Source organism: Hungatella sp., from assembly GCF_046966825.1.
In genome coordinates this window covers 35,478-54,907 of record NZ_JBKVCZ010000009.1, presented here as the reverse complement: position 1 = coordinate 54,907, position 19,430 = coordinate 35,478, and the positions used below count along the sequence as shown (strand labels likewise).

Genomic DNA, 19,430 nt, shown 5'->3' with positions numbered 1-19,430 from the left:
GTTTACTGGATACCAAGACGACGGAATACTTCTTCATAAGCGTCTTCTACGTTACCCATATCGCGGCGGAAACGGTCCTTATCCAGTTTTTCATGCGTTTCCTTATCCCACAGTCTGCAGGTATCCGGAGAAACCTCGTCGGCCAGAATGATCTGTCCATGGTAACGGCCAAATTCGATCTTAAAGTCGATCAGCTCGATGCCAAGGCTGTCAAAATACTCTCTCATCACTTCGTTTACCTTAAAGGTATACTTTGTGATCGCGTCGATCTCCTCCTGAGTTGCCAGGTTCAGTGCCAGTGCGTAGTAGCTGTTGATGAACGGATCTCCCAGATCATCATTTTTATAGCTGAATTCCAGTGTAGGACAAGCGAACTTGATGCCCTCTTCCATGCCCATCTTCTTTGCGAAGCTGCCTGCGGAGAAGTTTCTTACAATTACTTCTAACGGAACGATCTCTACTTTCTTAACAGCGGTCTCACGGTCGCTTAATTCCTCGATAAAATGAGTCGGAACGCCTTCTGCTTCCAGCTTCTTAAAGATGTGGTTTGTCATGCGGTTGTTGATCGCGCCTTTTCCTACGATGGTACCCTTCTTTAAACCGTTGAATGCCGTAGCGTCATCTTTATAATCCACAATTAATACGTCCGGATCCTCTGTTGTATAAACCTTTTTCGCTTTTCCTTCATACAGTAATTCTTTTTTCTCCATGGTATCCACCAGTCCTTTTCCTGAATTAATTTATAAGTTTTATGAATATAACCAAGGTATTTCAGTAGAAATTATAATACAGTGAAAATGCGATTGCAACATTTTTATATATTATAAATTCTTATGGACGATGGCTGTATTCGCATATAAATGCGCCGGACGCCGCGTTAATCCGGTCTGTTCTCCGCATTTTCACGGCGAAGCTTCTCCTCTGTCCGCCAGAATTCAACCCTGCCCTCTTTCCAGTCAATCGTAACTCCGCTGTCCTTTTTGTCAGATTGGTGTCCATCTTCTAAGGCCCCAAAATCCGCTGTCTCCACCGTCTCTTCCTTCACACAGCCAATATGAAATCGACGCGCAGTCTCCGTAAAAATACCGGGGTCATTTACACCTATAACGATCAGCTCCGCCAGAACCATACAGCTTAAGCAGTTTCTGAAAATGTGGGTACGCCTTCCCATGGACGCCCTGAGAAAGCCGCGGCTTCTCCACGGCTTCTTACTCCGGTTATACCGTTTCATCCGTTGTTTTTCTGCAAACAGGGTATTCTTCAAAAAGCCCGTCCTTTCTTTCTCCGCCTTAGTCATTCGTTGCATTTCCATCGCCGTTTACCGGAATCGCCTCTCCCAGGTACGTCGGCTCCGGCTTGAAGATTCCGGTCATAAAGTCTTTCCCTCTGGCCAGCAGCTCCCTCACATCACGCCGCTTCTGACCGGCGTACGTCCTCTGGTCGGAAGCCACGCCATAAGCGTCGAGTCCCAGCTGTTTCGCGGCGTACAGCGCCCTGTAGAGATGGTAGCGCTGTGTCACGATGATCACCTTGTCCGCCTGAAACACATCGCGGGCCCGGTACATGCTCTCATAGGTGGAAAAACCGGCGTGATCCATAAATACATCCTCCGAAGGCACGCCGCGGGCCACGGCGAACTGCTTCATCACGTTCACCTCGTCGTAATTTTTCCGGCCATGATCTCCGCTCATCAGCAGCTTCTGAGAAGCGCCTGCATCATACAGCTCGATCCCGCGAAGCAGACGGTCCTCCAGCATGTTGCTGGGGTTTCCGTCCGGATGAACACCCGCTCCCAGAACAAGGATGCAGTCCGCTCCCAGCGCGGCCGCTTCCTCCTGTGTGAGAATCCGTTTTTCCGTAGATTTGATCATATATGTATTGACGCCCGCCAGGCAGACAATACCGGCAACGCCCAGAACGATCAGTGTAATAAATGCCTTTTTAATCAGTTTTTTCATCCTTCTGTCCTCATTTCTGTTATACGCTCCATTATATAACAGGGAAAAAATGGCTTCAAGCCTTTCCGGGCCCAAAGCCATTTTATTTTTCGTCTCTGTATAAAAATACTTATTCTGCTGCAGAGCTCATATCAGCACTGTTGGTCGGATGGCCGTTGCTCTCGCCAGTTATATCATCGACACCTCTCTCAACATCATTGATCATGCCGTCGATAACTCCGGTGCTTTCCTTAGCGTCTTCATCGGCATTTCTTGTAGTCCCCATATCTGTTGTGGACTCCATAGCCGTTGTCTGCGTTGTAGCTGCGCTGCTGCCTCCGGTGGTTTCATTTGTTGTGTTCTTATTGCTGCCGCATGCGGACAGACACATCACTGTCATAATGACAAGTACTGCAAATACATATGGTTTTATTCTTTTCATAATACATTCTCCTTTCATTTTCTATGCTTAGTATGTGTTAGAGGAGAATAAATTATGGTGGGAAATTTTTCTAATTTTTTAATGGCTCAAAGCCGGAAAAACAGCTTAAAAGCGCTTGACTCAAAATCATTGTGTCCGTTCTGCAAAATATAAAAAAAAGTTCATTTTCGTATTCCTAAAATTCTTTGCAGCTTTATCAATAATTTTCATACCATTTCGAACAGCAACATTTTGAGAAGCTATATTTGTATCCCGAATCATAGAGCAGACGCTGTCTGCATCGAGAACCGTGAACGCATATTCCCTGCACGCAATTGCCGCTTCCGCTGCATCTGGGCTGAACGCACTTTCATAAGCAGGCCTCATCACTTCTTCATCACACAAGATACTGCACAATGCATCAAACGCTTATTATTTGTTTCATTTTGTAATTTCAATACAATTCTGTCAAACCTGGATCGATCGCTCTGCAAAGTGACTTTGTAAAGTTGGCGCGGCATTTGGGGGGACAGGCACCGTTTACATTACCTGCCTTCCTGAAGGGAGGTCAGATACGCCTCGTCCATAAGTCCCCGGTAGGCGGCGCGGTAGCTGGCCGTCAGCTGCCTGCTCAGACTCCCGCAACTGACTGTAAATGACAGTCCTCATCCGTACCCCTCTCTTAGCCGATCACATCCGCCATGGTATAAAGTCTCGGTTCTTTACCCACCAGAAACTTTGCTGCCGATACTGCGCCCTTTGCAAAAATAGCCTTGGAGTAGGCGGTATGCTGGAAGGTAATCACCTCATCCTGTCCGGCGAAGATCACGTCGTGCTCACCGACGATGGAGCCTCCGCGGATAGCCTGGATTCCGATCTCATCCTTCTGGCGCTTCTCCCTCGTCTGGGAGCGGTCGTATTGATAGTGGTAGTGGTTGTCCATCGCCTCATTGATGGAGTCAGCCAGCGCCAGAGCGGTTCCGCTGGGCGCGTCCACCTTTTTATTGTGGTGCTTTTCCAGAATCTCAATGTCGAAGCCGGACTCAGCCAGAACCTCTGCCGCCTCCTTCACCAGCTTTAACAGCAGATTGATCCCCAGCGACATATTGCGGAACGAAGTACCGCACCTGACGGGGTCTCTTCCACAAGCTGAATCTGTTCTTCTGAAAGTCCTGTCGTACACACTACCACAGGAATCCTCTTTTCGGAACAGTAGCTGAGAAGACCGTTTACCGCCTTTGCCGATGCAAAGTCCACGATCACATCCGCCTCCACAGTACACGCCTCCAGAGAGGGAAATACCGGATAGGAATTCTGTATGGTGTCATTTACATCAATTCCCGCAGCAATCGTAATATTCTCGTCTTCTTCAACAATTTTAGAAATCACCTGTCCCATGGCTCCATTGCAGCCGTGCATAATCATCTTTACCATAAGTATTTTTCCTCCATTTTATAATGAGTGCAGGGAAGTATCTGAGAGTGTTCAACAGGCCGGACGCCCTGATACCGATGCGTCCGGCCCTGCATTTAATGATTAACGGGGTTTATAAAATTCCGTATTCTTCCATAGCTTTCTTTAAACGTTCCTGGTTTGCAGGCTCCATCTCGGTGAGCGGCAGGCGAAGCGGGCCAACCTTCTTACCCATTAAGTTCATGGCCGCCTTGACCGGAATCGGGTTCACTTCGCAGAACAGGGCGCCTATCAGCGGAATCGCTTCCAGCTGAAGTCTTGCGCTCTCTTTCACATCGCCGCGGAAATAGGAAGCGCAGATCTCATGGGTCTGTGCAGGCGCTACATTGGACAGAACCGAAACGACGCCCTTTCCTCCGAGAGAGAGAAGCGGTACGATCTGATCGTCGTTGCCGGAATATACATCCACACAGCCGTCTGCCATCGCAAGCATCGTAGCGATATTCGTGAGATTTCCGCTGGCCTCCTTCACACCGACAATGTTCGGCACGTTCTTACAGAGTGTTACAATCGTCTGCGGAGCGATCGTCACGCCGGTACGTCCCGGGATATTATAGAGAATGATCGGAATCTTCACCGCATCCGCAATCGCGGTAAAATGTGCGATCAGGCCGTTCTGAGTCGCCTTGTTATAATACGGGGACACGAGAAGCAGACCGTCTGCACCGAATTTCTCCGCCTCCTTTGAAAGATAGATGGCTGTCTCCGTACAGTTGGAACCTGTTCCGGCCACTACGGGTATTCTCTTATTTACCACTTCACACGTATACTTTATTACGCTTAAATGTTCCTCATGGGTCATGGTGGATGCCTCACCGGTGGTTCCACAGATGACGATGCTGTCCGTACCGCCGGCAATCTGCTCTTCCAGCAGTTCTTCCAGCTTCTCGTAATTCACCTCTCCGTTGTCCTTAAATGGTGTAATCAGCGCTACACCCGCTCCTTCAAAAAGTGCCATAGTCTTATCCTCCTGATTCAATCTGTTCCTGTTGCCAACGCTTCCGCTACATAAAATCATGCGCCCGCCCCGTGCCATTATCCTGCTCTTATCCTTTTGCCTGCAAAACGATCATTCCTGACAGAGAAAAAGAGCTGACAGCGGGGTCAGCTCTTAAAGTTCAGAATCCGGTAAATACTTCTTATCTTCAAGCAGCGCCCCATCCATGCAGGATGACAGTCATATGATTCTTCATCATATGCCCAGAACAGATACGTCCCGGGCCGTACCGTCCTTCGGCGTCTCATCCTTTCCTCCACCCTCACATGCACCCTGATGCATCAGGCAGAATACTCATAATCAACGCAACCTCTACTTTATTATGTATGTTACCATACTACCATTATTGCTTTGTATTGTCAACTTTAAGATGATCAATTTCTCTGATGCCATCCACGAGGGGATCCAGCTCCTTCGGGAATACCTTTCCAGTCAGAATCAGGTCGATTTCCTCAACCCTGGACTGAAGCAGCGTCGTCATCTCATCCATCTCGATAATTCCCTGATCCAAAAGTCCCAGCACCTCATCGAGAATAACCAGGTCACACTCTCCGGTCGAAAGTACTTTTCTTGCAAAATTCATGCCGTTGCGGATATTCATCCGTTCTTCCTTCTGCTGCTCCTCCGATAATGTCTCGAAGAAAGCATCGGACTTTTCAAACCGGAAAATCTTCAGTTCCGGTTCCAGCCGCTCTAAAATCTCACAGGAGGCCAGCTCCTGACAGCCCTTTAAAAACTGTATCATGATTACCGTCTGCCCCTTTAACAGAGCGGAGATCCCCATGCCGAGCGCAGCCGTCGTCTTTCCTTTTCCTTCGCCGCATATAACCTGTATTGTACCTTTACTCATCCTTTTGCACCTCATACCAGCAAAAAAGCAATATATTGATATACTACGTTACCCGCTTATCGTATCACAAAATTTAAATTTTTGCAAGTTTTCTTACCGTTTTCTTAATTCCCGCCTTATCCTTCGTTATTCCGCGCATTCCAGCTTGCTGACAGATACCTCGTAAGCGATCCGTTTCTCACACTCGGTTTCGCTGAGCTTCTTCGTATACTCTCTGCTCTGCACGCGGCCCCAGACCTTCACCCGCGCGCCAACTTCGAAGCCGGAGGCGTATCTGGCGTTTCTTCCCCACGCGATACACGGAATGTAGTCAGACTTCCCATAGGGCCGGTTTACGGCGAGCAGAAGATCCGCGATCTCTCTGCCCAGAGGAGTCTTTCTGTATATAGGGGCCTTACATATATATCCATCCAGAAAAATCTGATTTGTTTTCGTATAATCCGTAAATTCCTCCAGGAAATGGATCTCACGCACGAAGATGGACAGAACCAGGCGGTTTTTCGTCCCTTCATGCCGGTTATAGGAACGGAACTGTCCCAGGGCTTCCATGGTACAGCCTATGTAATTCGCTTCTACATCGATGAGTCGCTCCGATATCATAAGAGGTATGACATCAGCCTGCTCGCTAAGACGATTTACTGCAACGTCCACCATATAGAATCCTTCTCCGAATACCTCATGGCTGAAGGTGAAGCCGGAGATGATCTCCCCGATTACGCTTACTTTGTTGTTCTCAATCATTTTTTCCGACATTGTATTTCTCCTCTTCTTTCACTAATTTGCCGTAACGATTCAGCCGGGCGTCCTGCGTATTCTGTTTTCCTGCTTTTGAAAACAGAAAGATGCACGGATGAATGGTTACAATTTGCTTTGCAGCTAATATTAAGTGTATGAAAAGGGATTCCGTGAAATGATAAGAACACATCCAAAAATATCGACAGAAAATACCTGTCAAACCTCACAAAAAATCAGTTACCCCCATATTTCCCCGAAATACCGGAGGCCGGATACCGGCGGCTTCTCTTTTCCTTCCGTTTTCGACCTTTATCGACAGTAAGCGGATTTCACTATTTCCAGGATGCAAATATGCCCTGCGAAAGTTTCCTCCCGCAGAGCATAATCTTATATACAGCCGTTGTCGGTATAGCTAATATAATTCCATTAACCCAATGATTTCTTGTTCAGGGAAGACCTCTTCCTCATCGTCGGATCCAGGATCTTCTTTCTGATTCTCAGGGATACCGGTGTGATCTCAAGGAGCTCATCCGTATCGATAAAGTCCAGGCACTGCTCCAGACTCATCTCCTTCGGCGTCGTCAGCTTCAGGGCTTCATCCGCGCTGGATGAACGGGTGTTGGTCAGTTTTTTCGTCTTGCAGACGTTGATCTCGATATCCTCAGCCTTCGGATTCTGACCGATTACCATACCGGAATAAACCTTCACGCCAGGTCCGATAAACAGGATGCCTCGCTCCTGCGCATTGAACAGACCGTAGGTAATGGATTCACCTGACTCATACGCGATCAGGGAGCCGGTCTTACGGTAGGATAAATCTCCCTTGAAAGGAGCGTAGCCGTCAAATGCCGTATTCATGATACCATTACCCTTTGTATCGGTCATGAACTCACCGCGGTAGCCGATCAGGCCTCTGGACGGAATCGAGAATTCCAGCCTTGTATAGCCGCCGTTAGCCGGGCTCATGCCCTGCAGTTCGCCCTTTCTGCTGGTCAGCTTCTGGATAACCGCGCCGGTAAACTCCTCCGGTACGTCGATATAGGCGATCTCCATCGGCTCCAGTTTGCGGTTTCTTTCATCATACTGGTACAGAACCTCAGCCTTGCTGACTGCGAATTCAAAATTCTCTCTTCTCATGTTCTCGATCAGAACGGAAAGATGCAGCTCGCCGCGGCCGGATACCTTAAAGCAGTCAGGGGAATCGGTCTCCTCCACGCGAAGGCTGACGTCGGTGTTCAGTTCGCGGAACAGACGCTCTCTGATATGACGGGAGGTGATAAATTTACCTTCCTGTCCTGCCAGCGGGCTGTCGTTTACCATGAAGTTCATGGCGATAGTCGGTTCGGATATCTTCTGGAACGGAATGGCTTCCGGGTTTTCCGGAGAGCAGAGCGTATCACCGATATGAATATCCGTAATACCGGAAATGGCCACGATCGCGCCGATTCCCGCTTCCGTCACTTCCACCTTGTTCAGTCCCTCGTACTCGTACAGCTTTCCTACCTTAACCTTGCGCATCTTGTCCGGGTCGTGATGGTTTACGATGACACATTCCTGATTGACACGGATCGCTCCGTTATCCACCTTGCCTACGCCGATACGGCCTACGTACTCGTTGTAATCGATGGTGCTGATCAGAAGCTGAGTCGGCGCTTCCGGGTCTCCCTCTGGAGCCGGTATATGGTCGATGATTGTCTGGAATAAGGCGCTCATGTTCTCTTCCGCGTCCTCTAAATTCTTCTTTGCAAAACCGCCCTTTGCGGATGCGTATAAGAATGGGCAGTCTAACTGCTCTTCTGTCGCATCAAGGTCCATGAGGAGCTCTAAGACTTCCTCTTCAACCTCGTCCGGTCTCGCCTCCGGACGGTCAATCTTATTGATACAGGCTACAACGGAGAGGCCCAGTTCCAGCGCCTTGCGCAGAACAAACTTCGTCTGCGGCATAACGCCCTCGTAGGCATCCACCACCAGAATAACTCCGTTTACCATCTTTAAGACACGCTCAACCTCGCCGCCGAAATCCGCATGGCCTGGCGTATCGATAATGTTGATCTTCGTACCGTTGTAGTTGACAGCGGTATTCTTGGAAAGGATGGTAATACCACGCTCTCTCTCAATATCATTGGAGTCCATAACCCGGTCAACAACTTCCTGGTTCTCGCGGAAAATTCCGCTCTGTCTGAGCAGGGCATCCACCAGGGTAGTTTTGCCGTGGTCAACGTGGGCGATGATGGCTACATTTCTGACGTCTTCTCGTTTCATCTTCATAATATGTGTACTCTTCTTTCCTTTGGATAAAAACTCAATAAAAAACTAAGGACTCTATACTGTCCTTAGTTTCATTTACACTCTTCACAATAATTTAGTATAGCACCCTATATACCAGATTGCAAGGTGTTTTTCAGAATTTTGGCTATTGCCTTTCCAGTTTTTTCACTTTCGCCGGTACATTCCTACTAATCCGACGGTTCTCTCACCCACCTGGAAGGCATAGTCAGGCAGTCTTAAACAGCCGCAGGAAAGACGGCACAGGCAGCTGCCTGCCACTGTATTCCCATTCCGGAGAAGTTCTTCTCTCTATCATTTTATAGTACTGGTGTTCCGCTTCCCTTGCCACCGTCTCCGCCTTATATAAGGAAGCAGTTTCTGCGGCTCCCGCCGATAATTTCTGATATAGCTGCGGTTCTGTCATGAGGCGTGCTGCGGCAGACGCCCATTCTTCCTCCTCTTCTCCGGTCATGAATCCGTTTTTTCCCTGGCTGACGACATCGACAACTCCGCTGGCATGGACCGCAACTACGGGACAGCCTGCGGCCATGGCTTCCAGAAGAACGATTCCCTGCGTCTCCGATTTGGAGGCGAACAAAAATCCGTCGGCCGCATGGAGATAATGGGATACCTCGGCATTGGGAACCCGTCCGGCAAACACGATCTGGCGTCCGATTCCAAGCTCCTCTGCCAGATTCTTAAGCGTCTCTTTCCTCGTCCCATCCCCGATTATCAGAATGCGGAAGCAGTCTCCCACCAGTTCCTTGAGACGGGCGGCTCCCCGCAGCAGAAAATCGAGATTCTTCTCCTTTTCCAGGCGCGCGGTCGTGGCAAACAGCCACGGTTCTCCGTTTAAATACCGGGATCGGATCTCCCTCTCACGTTCCGGGTCCCGTTTAAATGCCTCCTCGCCAATTCCCGTGGGAAGGACCTCCAGCGGTGTCGCAACTCCCTGTTTCACCAGACATTCCTTCATCGATGCTGTCGGTACGAATACCGTGTCACACTGATCCGTAAATGTATTCAGATACCCTGGCACCAGCACTTCCCTGCTGAAACGCGCTGCATTTCTCACAGACTCCCGCCCCGCCGCCATCCTCTCATACAGTTTAAAATAGTGAAGATATTCCTCATAGCGGGTATGGTACGTATACGCCAGCGGAATTCCGTATTTTTTGCTTAAATAGACGGCCGTAAATCCGATTACCACCGGGTGATGTACATGAATAACGTCAAACTGTTCTTCGCGGAAACGCTTTTCAATGCGGCTGTCGCTGAAATTGCCGATTACCAGCCCCTTGTCCCGCCACTCGTAAAGGACCCGGAATCTCACCACATCCGGTTCTTCCTCCCATCCTGCCCCCTCCGGTGCAAACACGGTCACCTGATGCCCCAGGCTCCGAAGCCCCTCTGCCAGCCTCTCAACAGAAATCGGAACACCGCCGATGAATGGTTTGTAATTGTTTGTCAGCATTGCGATCTTCATTTCGCTCCTCCTCTTATGAAAACAGGCTGATCGCCCTGTCACCCAGCCAGTAACCGGCTCCTATCAGGAAAAAATTCCATACAAAAATTCCAAGCGCCGAGCTCACGCTGTATTTAATAAAATTCATGCGGATCACTCCGGCCGGAATGGAGATCACGGTCCTGACCATGGGAATCAGCTTGCTGATAAAGATTCCGATGGCCCCCCGCCTCTCAAGCATGGCGAAATTCTTCTCTATGACCGGCCGCTGGGCCGGAAACTTCTTTAAATACCGTTCCAGCAGTACATGGCCGCCCAGCCTTCCCAGCCCGTACAGAATCCAGCTTCCCAGCAGTCCCGCAGCCAGCGCCAGCAGCAGCGCCATCCCAAGTCCGATCTGCCCTCTTGCGGCCCAGATCCCTGCCAGCGGCATGATAACACCGGCCGGAAAGCCGGGAAGATTCAAATACTCCAGCAACACAATTACAAATATAAAAACTGCCCCGTACTGCAGAAAATACTGTGTCAATGCCTGTATATCCATAAAAAAACCTCCTTGATGATAGAATCATAAAGGAGGAATCTTAACACCACTTGCTGATTTTAAAGAAAAAAAGAAGGATAAAAAAGAAATATTATCTTAATTCCACGCACCGTCTTCCGCGACCGTATACCCATCCGGTGTCACGCATCCGCTGTACATCGCTCCGTGAGGACGATAAGACGCTTCCGGTTTTTCGTAGACCCAGCGGCCATTTACCAGACTCCAGCCTGGACTTCCTTCGGTCTGGGGAGCGAAGTAATACCAGACACCGTTAAGCGAATTCCACCCTTCTGCCATAGAGCCGTCCGGTTTTAAGTAATACCAGAAGCCATCGGATTCGTTAAGCAGCCAGCCGGTTTTCATGGCTCCGCTGGAATCCAGCCAGTACCATTTTCCATTGTCTAAAAGCCATCCTGTCGTTTTTCTTCCATTGGTGTCGTAATAGTACCATACCTCGCCCGATTTCTTCCAGCCGCTGTTGAATCCAGAAGAGGAGCCTGAACCTGAACTGCTGCTGCCGGATCGTTTGAACACGCCAGTCAGATGTGTATCTTCCCGGAGCACAAAGGTACAGCGGCCGTCGCTGCCGGCAGTAAGCGATTTTCCATTGGCCGACAGGCCTGCCAGACGGTAACCGCTCTGGGAAACTGCCTGCACGGTTACCTTTGTGCCCTTCTTTCCGCTCATGGGAGAGGCCGTTATCCTGCCTCCTGTCAAGTCTTCTTCGATCGACACCTGGAAGATTTCTTCTGCGGCCGTTGTCTTATCTCCCGTCAGATACACCCTGGCACTGTCCGGAAGTACAAAACAGATTCTCCCGGCTTCCTCCAGGCTGACTGACAGTGACTGTACCTCTCCGCTGCCGGTGTCTGAGTATGCACGAATGGTGTCTGTCTGTACCTCGTCCTCAGAAAACTGCATCCAGATGTTCGCAGGCGCCTTCCAGGCCACCGGGCCGCTTCTCACACCATTTTCATCTTCCAGACAGAGCTGGAACTTATACGACTGGCTCCAGTCCCCGCGCGGTCTGTCCTCAGGCCAGCCTGCATCGCCGTTTTCTGTCACTGTTAATATGACGGAATGTACCGCGGCGCGCACTCCTGCCTCCTTTTTCTCTTTGGAAGAGGCTGATGCCGGGGAATCTGCCGTTGACGGGGTTGCTGTTGATGGGGTCGCTGTTGATGGGGCCGCTGTTGATGGGGCCGCTGTTGATGGGGCCGCTGTTGATGGGGCCGCTGATTGGCGTGCGGCTCCGAACGCTTTATAACCGGCATTGGAGGCCGTAGCCTTCTTCGCCTGGGATGGGGGCGCCGGCATTAAGCTGTCATCCCACGGGACACTCAGCAGAAGTCCTGCCGCCGTAACCGGGCTTTCCATAAGCTCTGGCGTCTCAACCCTGACCTCAACGCGATTGCCGCGGGCCGCCATAACCTCTCTGTACAGTTCTTCCAAAACCAGAAGATCTTTCATGCAGTACTCTGCCAGTTCTTCGTTTGATACGCTCCAGACTGCGCTGACCGCCGTCTTCACTGCCTTTACCACATCGAAAGCTCCGTAATCACCGGCCGCCTCTGCTGTTTCCGCTGCCTGCGTAATCAGTTCCACAACGTGTTCCACGGACGGCGGTATCACGGACGGAGTCAGCCTTACGGACGCGTAAGAACTGGTTCCATTGGTTCCTTTCGTATGTACGACGAGCCTCACTCCGTTTTCTGTCAGCTGGACGTCAACATTTTCATCGTGAGTCAGGATTTCTTCAGCCGGGCGTTTAATATCCACAGTGACCGACCCGGAATTCTTCATGGTCGGATCAGACACAGCGATCGTCAATACGCCGTCTTCATCCTCTTCTGTCATGACAGATGCCGCTCTGCTGGCCGCCACTGCCCCGATTTCCGCCTGTCCGTCTGTCCAGAAATTCACGCCTGTCAGAAGCCCGTCTGCTGTTGCAGCGGCCTGAATCTCCGGCGTATTCTTCAATATTGTAATTCCCGGTTCTTTTGAATAGGCTTCCGTCTCTTCGGCGCTCAGCCCAGGAAGGAGAACGTATTCATACGCCTCATTCTCCGGATTGGCTCCGTGATCAAACCACATCTCCAGGTAAGTCTCCAAAGCCCCGCCTTTCGAAGTCCCAATCAGGGACCAGTCTCCCGCGTTTCTTCCCTTTCTGACGGATACCGTCTGGTCTCCTCCCGGGAAATAGTATCCGATATCGCTTCCTTCCACATTGCCTTCCAGATGGGCCCATGACACCTCGGGAATTCTGGTTCCTGAAACGTCGATGCTGCCGGCCACAATATCTTCCAGATCAGCCTCCTGAACCGACAGGTCCTCGACTTCTCCGTTGACCGTCAATACATTGTCTTGCTCCGGTCTCAGTCTCCGGTTCTCAATGATGCTCTCCACCGGATATGACTCTCCGGTATTGGTGATCCCTGCTCCGAGACACACGATCTGTCCGCCGAACATGAACCAGGACTTTTTAGCCGAGAACTCCGGGGCATACAGTATGGACGGAGATCCCTCGCCCTCCTTCACCCGGACCTCTCCGGTCATGGACATACCATTGATTCCGTTCGTGCCGATCGTACTGCCCCCTACCCAGGACTCTTTCGACCGGAAATCCCCTCCCTGGGCAAAGCCGGAACTGTCAGGCTGTCCTGTGCCGATATCCTTGGAAACCACAGTCGTACCTGCCAGCCGCAGCGGATTGACCGTATTCCAGAAATTCTCTGTATACTGCAGAATGTCACGGTTGTATAAATAGGTCATTCCGCTTCCCTGATGCCATCCGTAACGGTTTTCATGGTTCATGATCTCCGTGTTCTGAATGCGCTCGGAATACATAGACAGCGCCAGCTGGAAATCATCCGTTCTGTGAACAGCCCGGTCCATCAGCGGCATGTTTTTATGGACAGGCTGTATACTGCTTACGATGGAATCATCATCTCTGATTTCTATGGCCTTCTCTTTTACCGCCATATTCTCCGCACCGGTTAAGGTATCCAAAAAGCCCGGATCGAGATCGATCCACGTCTTTAAAGCGCCCCTCAGCTCTTCTTCCACCTCCGGGGAAACGGAATTCATAAGCTGAATCATCAGAGCCATGGCTTCTCTTCCCGAATCACGGTCACTCGCCCCCGGTCTGGATACAGAACGGCCCTTCAGGCTGTCCATCATCAAACCGTTGTATATACCGTTTAAAAAACCTTCTTTCAGATAAAATTCCAGATTCTCCTGAACTTCCCTCGGAAAATCCCACGGTGATTTTGCAAGCAGCGGAGGAAGGCCGACACCGCCCTTTAAGAATTCGATCCCATAGGAGCCGAGATACGGCACATGGGAGTGATCGAGGTAGGAACCGTCTGCGTAGAATCCGCTGGTATATCCCTGATCCGCAATCTTTGTGCTGTCTTCCACCGACTGGATGACAAACGTCTCCGAGGCTGCCTTGGAAGCTAAGTAAACCAGTTCATTGTCTTCTCTTAAAACCCCAAGCCCCAGCGCGGTTCTGGAACAGTCGATGATATTGGCCCCCTGGGCTGTCCGGTATCCCTGCGCATGAGTGCTTCCGGTTCCGATCAGCCCTTCATGATAGGGATCCGGCTGGAAGAAGTAAAGTGCTTCGGTATAAAGCGCCGTTTCTTCCGGAGTCAGATCGTCATATAAGAGCACCAGTGCCGGAATCAGATCCTTCGGCAGACCGATTTCCCATGTCCACCAGTTATCGGTCTGCGTCTTCGGCGTATAACAGTTGGAACAGAGCCAGTTCAGAATATGCTTCATGTCGCTCAGCATATAGCTATCCTTATAATACCGGCTTCCCTTCGCTGCATAGGCGCTTGCCATGGCCAGTACCTTTTTAAATGCCGGCCTGAACTCCACCGCATCGTCCTCGTACGCTATGTCAGCATTCCCCGCTGCGCCGGCATCCTCCGGCCACGGAATATCCTGGCAGGAATCCTGTCCGCGGTATGCATACGCCTCCCAGGCAGCCATGGCCCGCTCGTCGATCGTTTCCAGAATTTCAGTACCGCCGTCCACAGCTGTCAAATCGGCTCCGATGATCGATTCCTTCCAGCGTTTGCGGATTGCAGCATAATCGGCTGAGTCCGCCTCCGGCAGATTATCCGGATCCTCATAGAGAACAGTTACCTGCCATTTTGCGCTCGTTCCGTATTCATCCGTCGCTACGATCGTCACGGTTCCTTTTTCCCGTGCGGTGATCATGCCGTACCCATCAGCTGCCCCTCGAACGGAGGCAATGTGGCTGCCGTCTGCATCACCGGCTTTTCTGTCCCCGTCTGTCTCTCCTTCCTTTAGTTCCCGCTTGATTTTACTGCTTCCTGCATTGCGGACAAAGCTTCCATCCGGCTTTGGAATCTTTACTTCCCACCGGATCGCCCCCTGCAGGGATTCCGGCGCCTTTATTCTGCCATCCGATCCCCGGACCAGAGTAATCTCTTCGCCCGTCAATGTATCCGGAACCTTTCCCTCAATGGTTACAGTCGCCGCATTGCCCTTCATGGCCGCGGTGTCAAACTTAAGTATTACCTTTTCTCCCATAACCGCTTCCTGCAGCGCATCCGGATTCGAATTCGCTAAAATCTGTTTACCAGCGGTCTCAAGAATCACCTCCAGAATCCCATCCTGCTGTGACGGCATAACTGCCGCCGTAAGTTCGATGTTTCCTGTGGAAGAATCCTTCTTCAGTTCCAGTGCCGCAGGGTAATCCATGGTAACAGGAACGACCTGATTGTCCACCCGGACACTTCCCGGTTCCCACTTTGTGATGGCTACTGCGCCTTCCCCCACATCGGCGGCCGCCTGGACCGCAGTCGTATTGATAAGCAGTCTGGCATCCGTCTGATACAGGCTCTTGTTGGAATAATCATCCGTCGTCCCGCCGGCAACCAGCGTATACTGGTACGTTTCCTGCGGTGCGAGGAACAGTTCTGCAAGCTGAGCGGCATCTGTTTCCTTTGTATTGAGCCTGTAATAAACGGATTCCTTCGTCAAATAGGACCCGCTCTCACCGCTGCCGAATACATAGGACCAGTCCAGACTGTTGGAAGCTCCTGATCCGGAAGACGCGCTGAGCCAGTTCCGCTGGGTATGGACCCCCTGAGTCACCGTGTCGATCAGCGATGCCCACAAACCGCCTTCTTTACTGGCTGTACGCACAAGCCGGAATCCATTATTCGGGTTTGTCAGTGCCAGCTTCGTGGTGTCGGTAACCGGAATGGTATCCACTATCGTCACAAGCCTGCCGCTTTCTTCCTTTCGCACCTTTACGCCTGCTCCTGCACAGATGATCTCATCCTCAAACAGGAACCAGGATTTCACCCCTTCTGCTTCATTTCCCAGCCTGATCCCGGTGGCCGCGCCGCTGTTTAAGCCTGCACTCATGACTGCCTCCGGTGTTATCTGCAGCTTCCTAAAACCACTGCTGCCGTCCCACAGCATCGTCGTCCCCGGAACCAGCGCTTCGTCCATGGTGTTCCAGGCCTGATCCGGCCGGCTGCCGTTAAACAGTGCAAGACTCCCGCCGCCTGCCGATGGATCGAGTACCGCAGCATACTGTCCCGTGTTAAACTTTGACTGCTGTTTTCCCGCCGGCAGAGTCACCGCAGCGGCCGGCGACGTCACCGCCATCTGAAATACAAGACACATACTGACGGCCTGTTTCCATTTGTTTTTACCCCTTCGTTTCACACAATCCCCTCTTTCCTTCTATAAGATAAAAAAATTATAGAAAGTATTGATGTAAAACGAAATGGAACATTTTTATATTTCTTATAAAATTTCAGGATTTCACCCAATAATTCTATTACTATTTTCAGATTTTTATATTATTTGTATAAAAATACTATTTTCAGTTGTAATACATACTTATATTCGTGTTATTATCAAATTATTCCATGTTTTTTATTTTCATTTATTCTATATTTTTCGCCGTACTTTACCTGTTATCCAACAGAATCACATGTTTATCCAGAATACCAAAAGCTACCTCGTCCTGTACCTCAATCCCGGCCTTTCCATTGGTTAAATCAGTCAGCTCCGCAAGCGTCCGTTCTTTCTGCTCCTCCGGGATCAGCACCGTGAGCATCACCTGGTCTGCATACTGGCTGTCCAGAATAGTAATATTTCTCTGTCCAAGCAGATACTGAATCTTGCCGACTCCATTGTAATCGGTAGTGACAGCCGTCTTTACTGCAGGCGTCACAGAGAGAACGGTACTGTTTTTAAGCCCCTCCTGGACAGCGGAAGAATAGGCCCGCACCAATCCGCCGGTTCCCAGCAGGGTTCCTCCGAAGTAACGGGTTACAACAGCACAGACGTTGCATACGCCTTCGCCTTCCAGCACATCAAGCATGGGGCGGCCGGCAGTCTGGGATGGTTCTCCGTCATCACTGCACCGCTTCTGCTCCCCATTCTCTCCAATGATCCAGGCGTAGCAGTTATGGCGCGCATCCCAATACCTTTTCCGTGTCTCTTCCAGGAACAGAAGCGCCTCCTCTTCCGACTTGACGGGGCGCAGAGACGCAATGAATCTGGATTTCTTCTCCACAATTTCGGAGGTTCCGCCCTGGTATAATATCTTATATGGATTTCTCATAGGATTCCTCGTTTCTTTCGCTGTTTTCTTTTTTCTATCTAACATTATAAGAAAACACAAAGACTAAGGCAAGTACGTTTTCGTATATTGAGCAGAGACCTGGCATTCAGAACTCTGTTGTCACATAATATTTATCCATGTAATCATCTCCCCGGGAGTTTGACAGTTGAATATTAAGAAAAATACTTGCAGGCTGCATAAAGCCTGTGTTTTTTTGTCAACTTTTTTGTTTTAGTATATAGTATTTTATGTTATTGTATAGTATAATAAGGATAAAGGCGGTGTCAAAATGAATCTTCATATAACGAAATCTAAAAATTCAGAATCTTTTTATATTTGTAAATCCTATGTCAAGGCAAATGGCTGTACTACTTCTACCATTGTTCGTAAACTTGGTACCTTAGACAAATTGCTCTTAGAACACGGTCCGACCAGAGATGATGTCATTTCTTGGGCTAAAAATGAAGTGAAAATTGAAACAGACAAATATAAAAACGAACAAAAGATTAAATCTGTCCAGATTACGTTTCAGGCTGACAGACAACTGGACTATGATAGGCAAAAGTTCTTCCGTGGGGGATATCTCTTTTTGCAATCTATTTATTATGGGCTTCAGTTAAACAAGGTCTGTCGGAAAATAAAATTAAAGTATAAGTTTCAGTATGATATTAATGCGATCCTGTCCGACCTGATTTATGCCAGAGTCCTTGAACCGACCAGCAAGCGTTCTTCTTTTAAGCTTGCATCGGAGTTCCTGGAGAAACCATCCTATGAACTTCACGATGTATACCGCGCACTGGATATCCTGGGGAATGAGTGTGATCTCATTCAAAGTGAGCTATATAAAAACAGCAACTTTTTAATGAACAGAAATGATCAGGTACTTTACTATGACTGCTCTAATTATTACTTTGAAATTGAGCAGGAGGCTGGAGATAAGAGATACGGTAAGAGTAAAGAGCACAGACCTAACCCGATTATTCAAATGGGCTTATTTATGGACGGTGAAGGCATTCCTCTGGCATTTTCCATGTTTCCTGGCAATGCCAATGAACAGACTTCCCTGAAGCCATTGGAGAAAAAAATACTCAGTGAATTCGGTTGCCAGAAATTCATCTATTGCTGTGACGCTGGACTTGCGTCTGAAGATATCCGACATTTCAATCACATGGGCGAACGTTCCTTTATTGTAACACAATCAATAAAGAAACTTCCTTCTGAAGATAAAGTATGGGCATTAGATCTTCGTGGTTTTAAGAGGATTTCCGATAATAAGCCGGTTGATATCACCCGAATTCCAGAAGATGATCAGGGACTCTATTATAAAGATGAACCATACACCACGAAACGCCTCCATCAGCGGCTCATTATCACTTACTCACCGAAGTACGCTTTATACCAGAAGACCATCCGTGCCAGGCAGATGGAACGTGCGGAACAGTTGTTAAATAGCGGAAAGGCAAAGAGGAACCGTAAAAACCCAAATGATCCTGCCCGGTTTATTGGCACAATTGCGGTGACAAAGGAAGGAGAAGCTGCCGAAACCCACAGTTATCTTGACACGGAAAAAATAGCAGCGGAAGCCCAGTATGACGGCTTGTATGCGGTGTGCACCGATCTTCTTGATGATGATATAAGCCAGATCTTAAAAATCAGTGAAGGCAGATGGCAGATTGAAGAATGCTTCCGGATCATGAAAACCGATTTTTCTGCAAGGCCAGTATACTTGCAAGGCGAAAACAGAATTAAGGCTCATTTCCTTATTTGTTTTCTCGCACTCCTATTCTACAGAATTCTTGAGAAAAAGCTGGATTATAAGTACACATGTAAAACTATTTTAGAAGCACTAAAAGCAATGAACTTTGCAGAGATACAAGAACAGGGATTTATGCCGTTATATAAACGAGAAAAGATAACCGATGCCTTGCATAATGTCTGTGGCTTCCGAACGGATTATCAGTTTATCACCAAAAGCCAAATGCGAACCATTCAAAAAGAAAGTAAAGGCAAGTCATAAATTACTAAAGTCCGTGACAGAGAACAAAACCGCTGCACCCCTGATAAAACCTGGGGGTTGCAGCGGTTTCTTCTTAATCAACTGTCAAAGATGGGATTATA

At 49.3% G+C, this 19,430-nt stretch carries 14 protein-coding genes, 1 pseudogene and 1 riboswitch; of the genes and pseudogenes, 1 reads left to right on the top strand and 14 read right to left on the bottom strand.

Going from position 1 to position 19,430, the window contains the following annotated elements:
• Positions 1-2 precede the first annotated feature (2 nt).
• From purC to ACLTD4_RS04670, 14 genes and pseudogenes are all read right to left on the bottom strand, one after another.
• Complete coding sequence (gene purC, locus ACLTD4_RS04735) at positions 3-710, bottom strand: phosphoribosylaminoimidazolesuccinocarboxamide synthase (protein WP_002600301.1); 708 nt, start codon at positions 708-710, stop codon at positions 3-5.
• A 167-nt stretch (positions 711-877) separates the two neighbouring features.
• Positions 878-1,297, bottom strand: coding sequence for a hypothetical protein (locus ACLTD4_RS04730; protein ID WP_117622338.1), 420 nt, complete (start codon positions 1,295-1,297; stop codon positions 878-880).
• Entirely contained in the window at positions 1,290-1,958 is a 669-nt protein-coding gene (locus ACLTD4_RS04725; RefSeq protein WP_117622346.1) for a vancomycin high temperature exclusion protein, read from the bottom strand. The genes ACLTD4_RS04730 and ACLTD4_RS04725 overlap by 8 nt, the downstream gene beginning before the upstream one ends.
• Positions 1,959-2,067: 109 nt before the next feature.
• Positions 2,068-2,379: a hypothetical protein gene (locus ACLTD4_RS04720; RefSeq protein WP_055655331.1), complete on the bottom strand. Its 312-nt coding sequence runs from the start codon at positions 2,377-2,379 to the stop codon at positions 2,068-2,070.
• A gap of 126 nt (positions 2,380-2,505) precedes the next feature.
• Positions 2,506-2,745 (bottom strand): GNAT family N-acetyltransferase, encoded by a 240-nt coding sequence (locus tag ACLTD4_RS04715; protein WP_243008446.1) that lies wholly within the window; start codon positions 2,743-2,745, stop codon positions 2,506-2,508.
• A 295-nt stretch (positions 2,746-3,040) separates the two neighbouring features.
• Positions 3,041-3,792, bottom strand: a pseudogene (gene dapB, locus ACLTD4_RS04710) (4-hydroxy-tetrahydrodipicolinate reductase).
• Positions 3,793-3,904: 112 nt separating this feature from the next.
• Positions 3,905-4,789 carry a 4-hydroxy-tetrahydrodipicolinate synthase gene (dapA, locus tag ACLTD4_RS04705; RefSeq protein WP_002600310.1) on the bottom strand — a complete coding sequence of 295 codons (885 nt, stop codon included), beginning with the start codon at positions 4,787-4,789 and terminating at the stop codon, positions 3,905-3,907.
• A 184-nt stretch (positions 4,790-4,973) separates the two neighbouring features.
• Positions 4,974-5,151, bottom strand: a riboswitch (Lysine riboswitch).
• A gap of 20 nt (positions 5,152-5,171) precedes the next feature.
• A complete protein-coding gene (locus ACLTD4_RS04700) occupies positions 5,172-5,678 on the bottom strand; it encodes a cob(I)yrinic acid a,c-diamide adenosyltransferase (protein ID WP_002600311.1) in 507 nt (168 codons plus the stop codon).
• 126 nt (positions 5,679-5,804) lie between these two features.
• The gene (locus ACLTD4_RS04695) at positions 5,805-6,431 is read right to left on the bottom strand and encodes a single-stranded DNA-binding protein (protein WP_002600312.1); all 627 of its coding nucleotides are present in this window, start codon (positions 6,429-6,431) and stop codon (positions 5,805-5,807) included.
• 408 nt (positions 6,432-6,839) lie between these two features.
• Positions 6,840-8,681, bottom strand: a complete 1,842-nt coding sequence (typA, locus tag ACLTD4_RS04690; protein ID WP_055655337.1) for a translational GTPase TypA — start codon at positions 8,679-8,681, stop codon at positions 6,840-6,842.
• 226 nt (positions 8,682-8,907) lie between these two features.
• Complete coding sequence (locus ACLTD4_RS04685; RefSeq protein ID WP_117622341.1) at positions 8,908-10,167, bottom strand: glycosyltransferase; 1,260 nt, start codon at positions 10,165-10,167, stop codon at positions 8,908-8,910.
• A gap of 13 nt (positions 10,168-10,180) precedes the next feature.
• Positions 10,181-10,690 carry a DedA family protein gene (locus ACLTD4_RS04680; RefSeq protein WP_110324804.1) on the bottom strand — a complete coding sequence of 170 codons (510 nt, stop codon included), beginning with the start codon at positions 10,688-10,690 and terminating at the stop codon, positions 10,181-10,183.
• A 96-nt stretch (positions 10,691-10,786) separates the two neighbouring features.
• Positions 10,787-16,405: a polysaccharide lyase family 8 super-sandwich domain-containing protein gene (locus tag ACLTD4_RS04675; protein ID WP_243008447.1), complete on the bottom strand. Its 5,619-nt coding sequence runs from the start codon at positions 16,403-16,405 to the stop codon at positions 10,787-10,789.
• A gap of 247 nt (positions 16,406-16,652) precedes the next feature.
• Positions 16,653-17,312, bottom strand: coding sequence for a YigZ family protein (locus ACLTD4_RS04670; RefSeq protein WP_055655344.1), 660 nt, complete (start codon positions 17,310-17,312; stop codon positions 16,653-16,655).
• Between the two features lie 289 nt (positions 17,313-17,601).
• On the opposite strand from ACLTD4_RS04670, the gene ACLTD4_RS04665 reads away from it, so the two are divergent.
• Positions 17,602-19,329, top strand: a complete 1,728-nt coding sequence (locus tag ACLTD4_RS04665) for an IS1634 family transposase (RefSeq protein ID WP_002602553.1) — start codon at positions 17,602-17,604, stop codon at positions 19,327-19,329.
• Positions 19,330-19,430 lie beyond the last annotated feature (101 nt).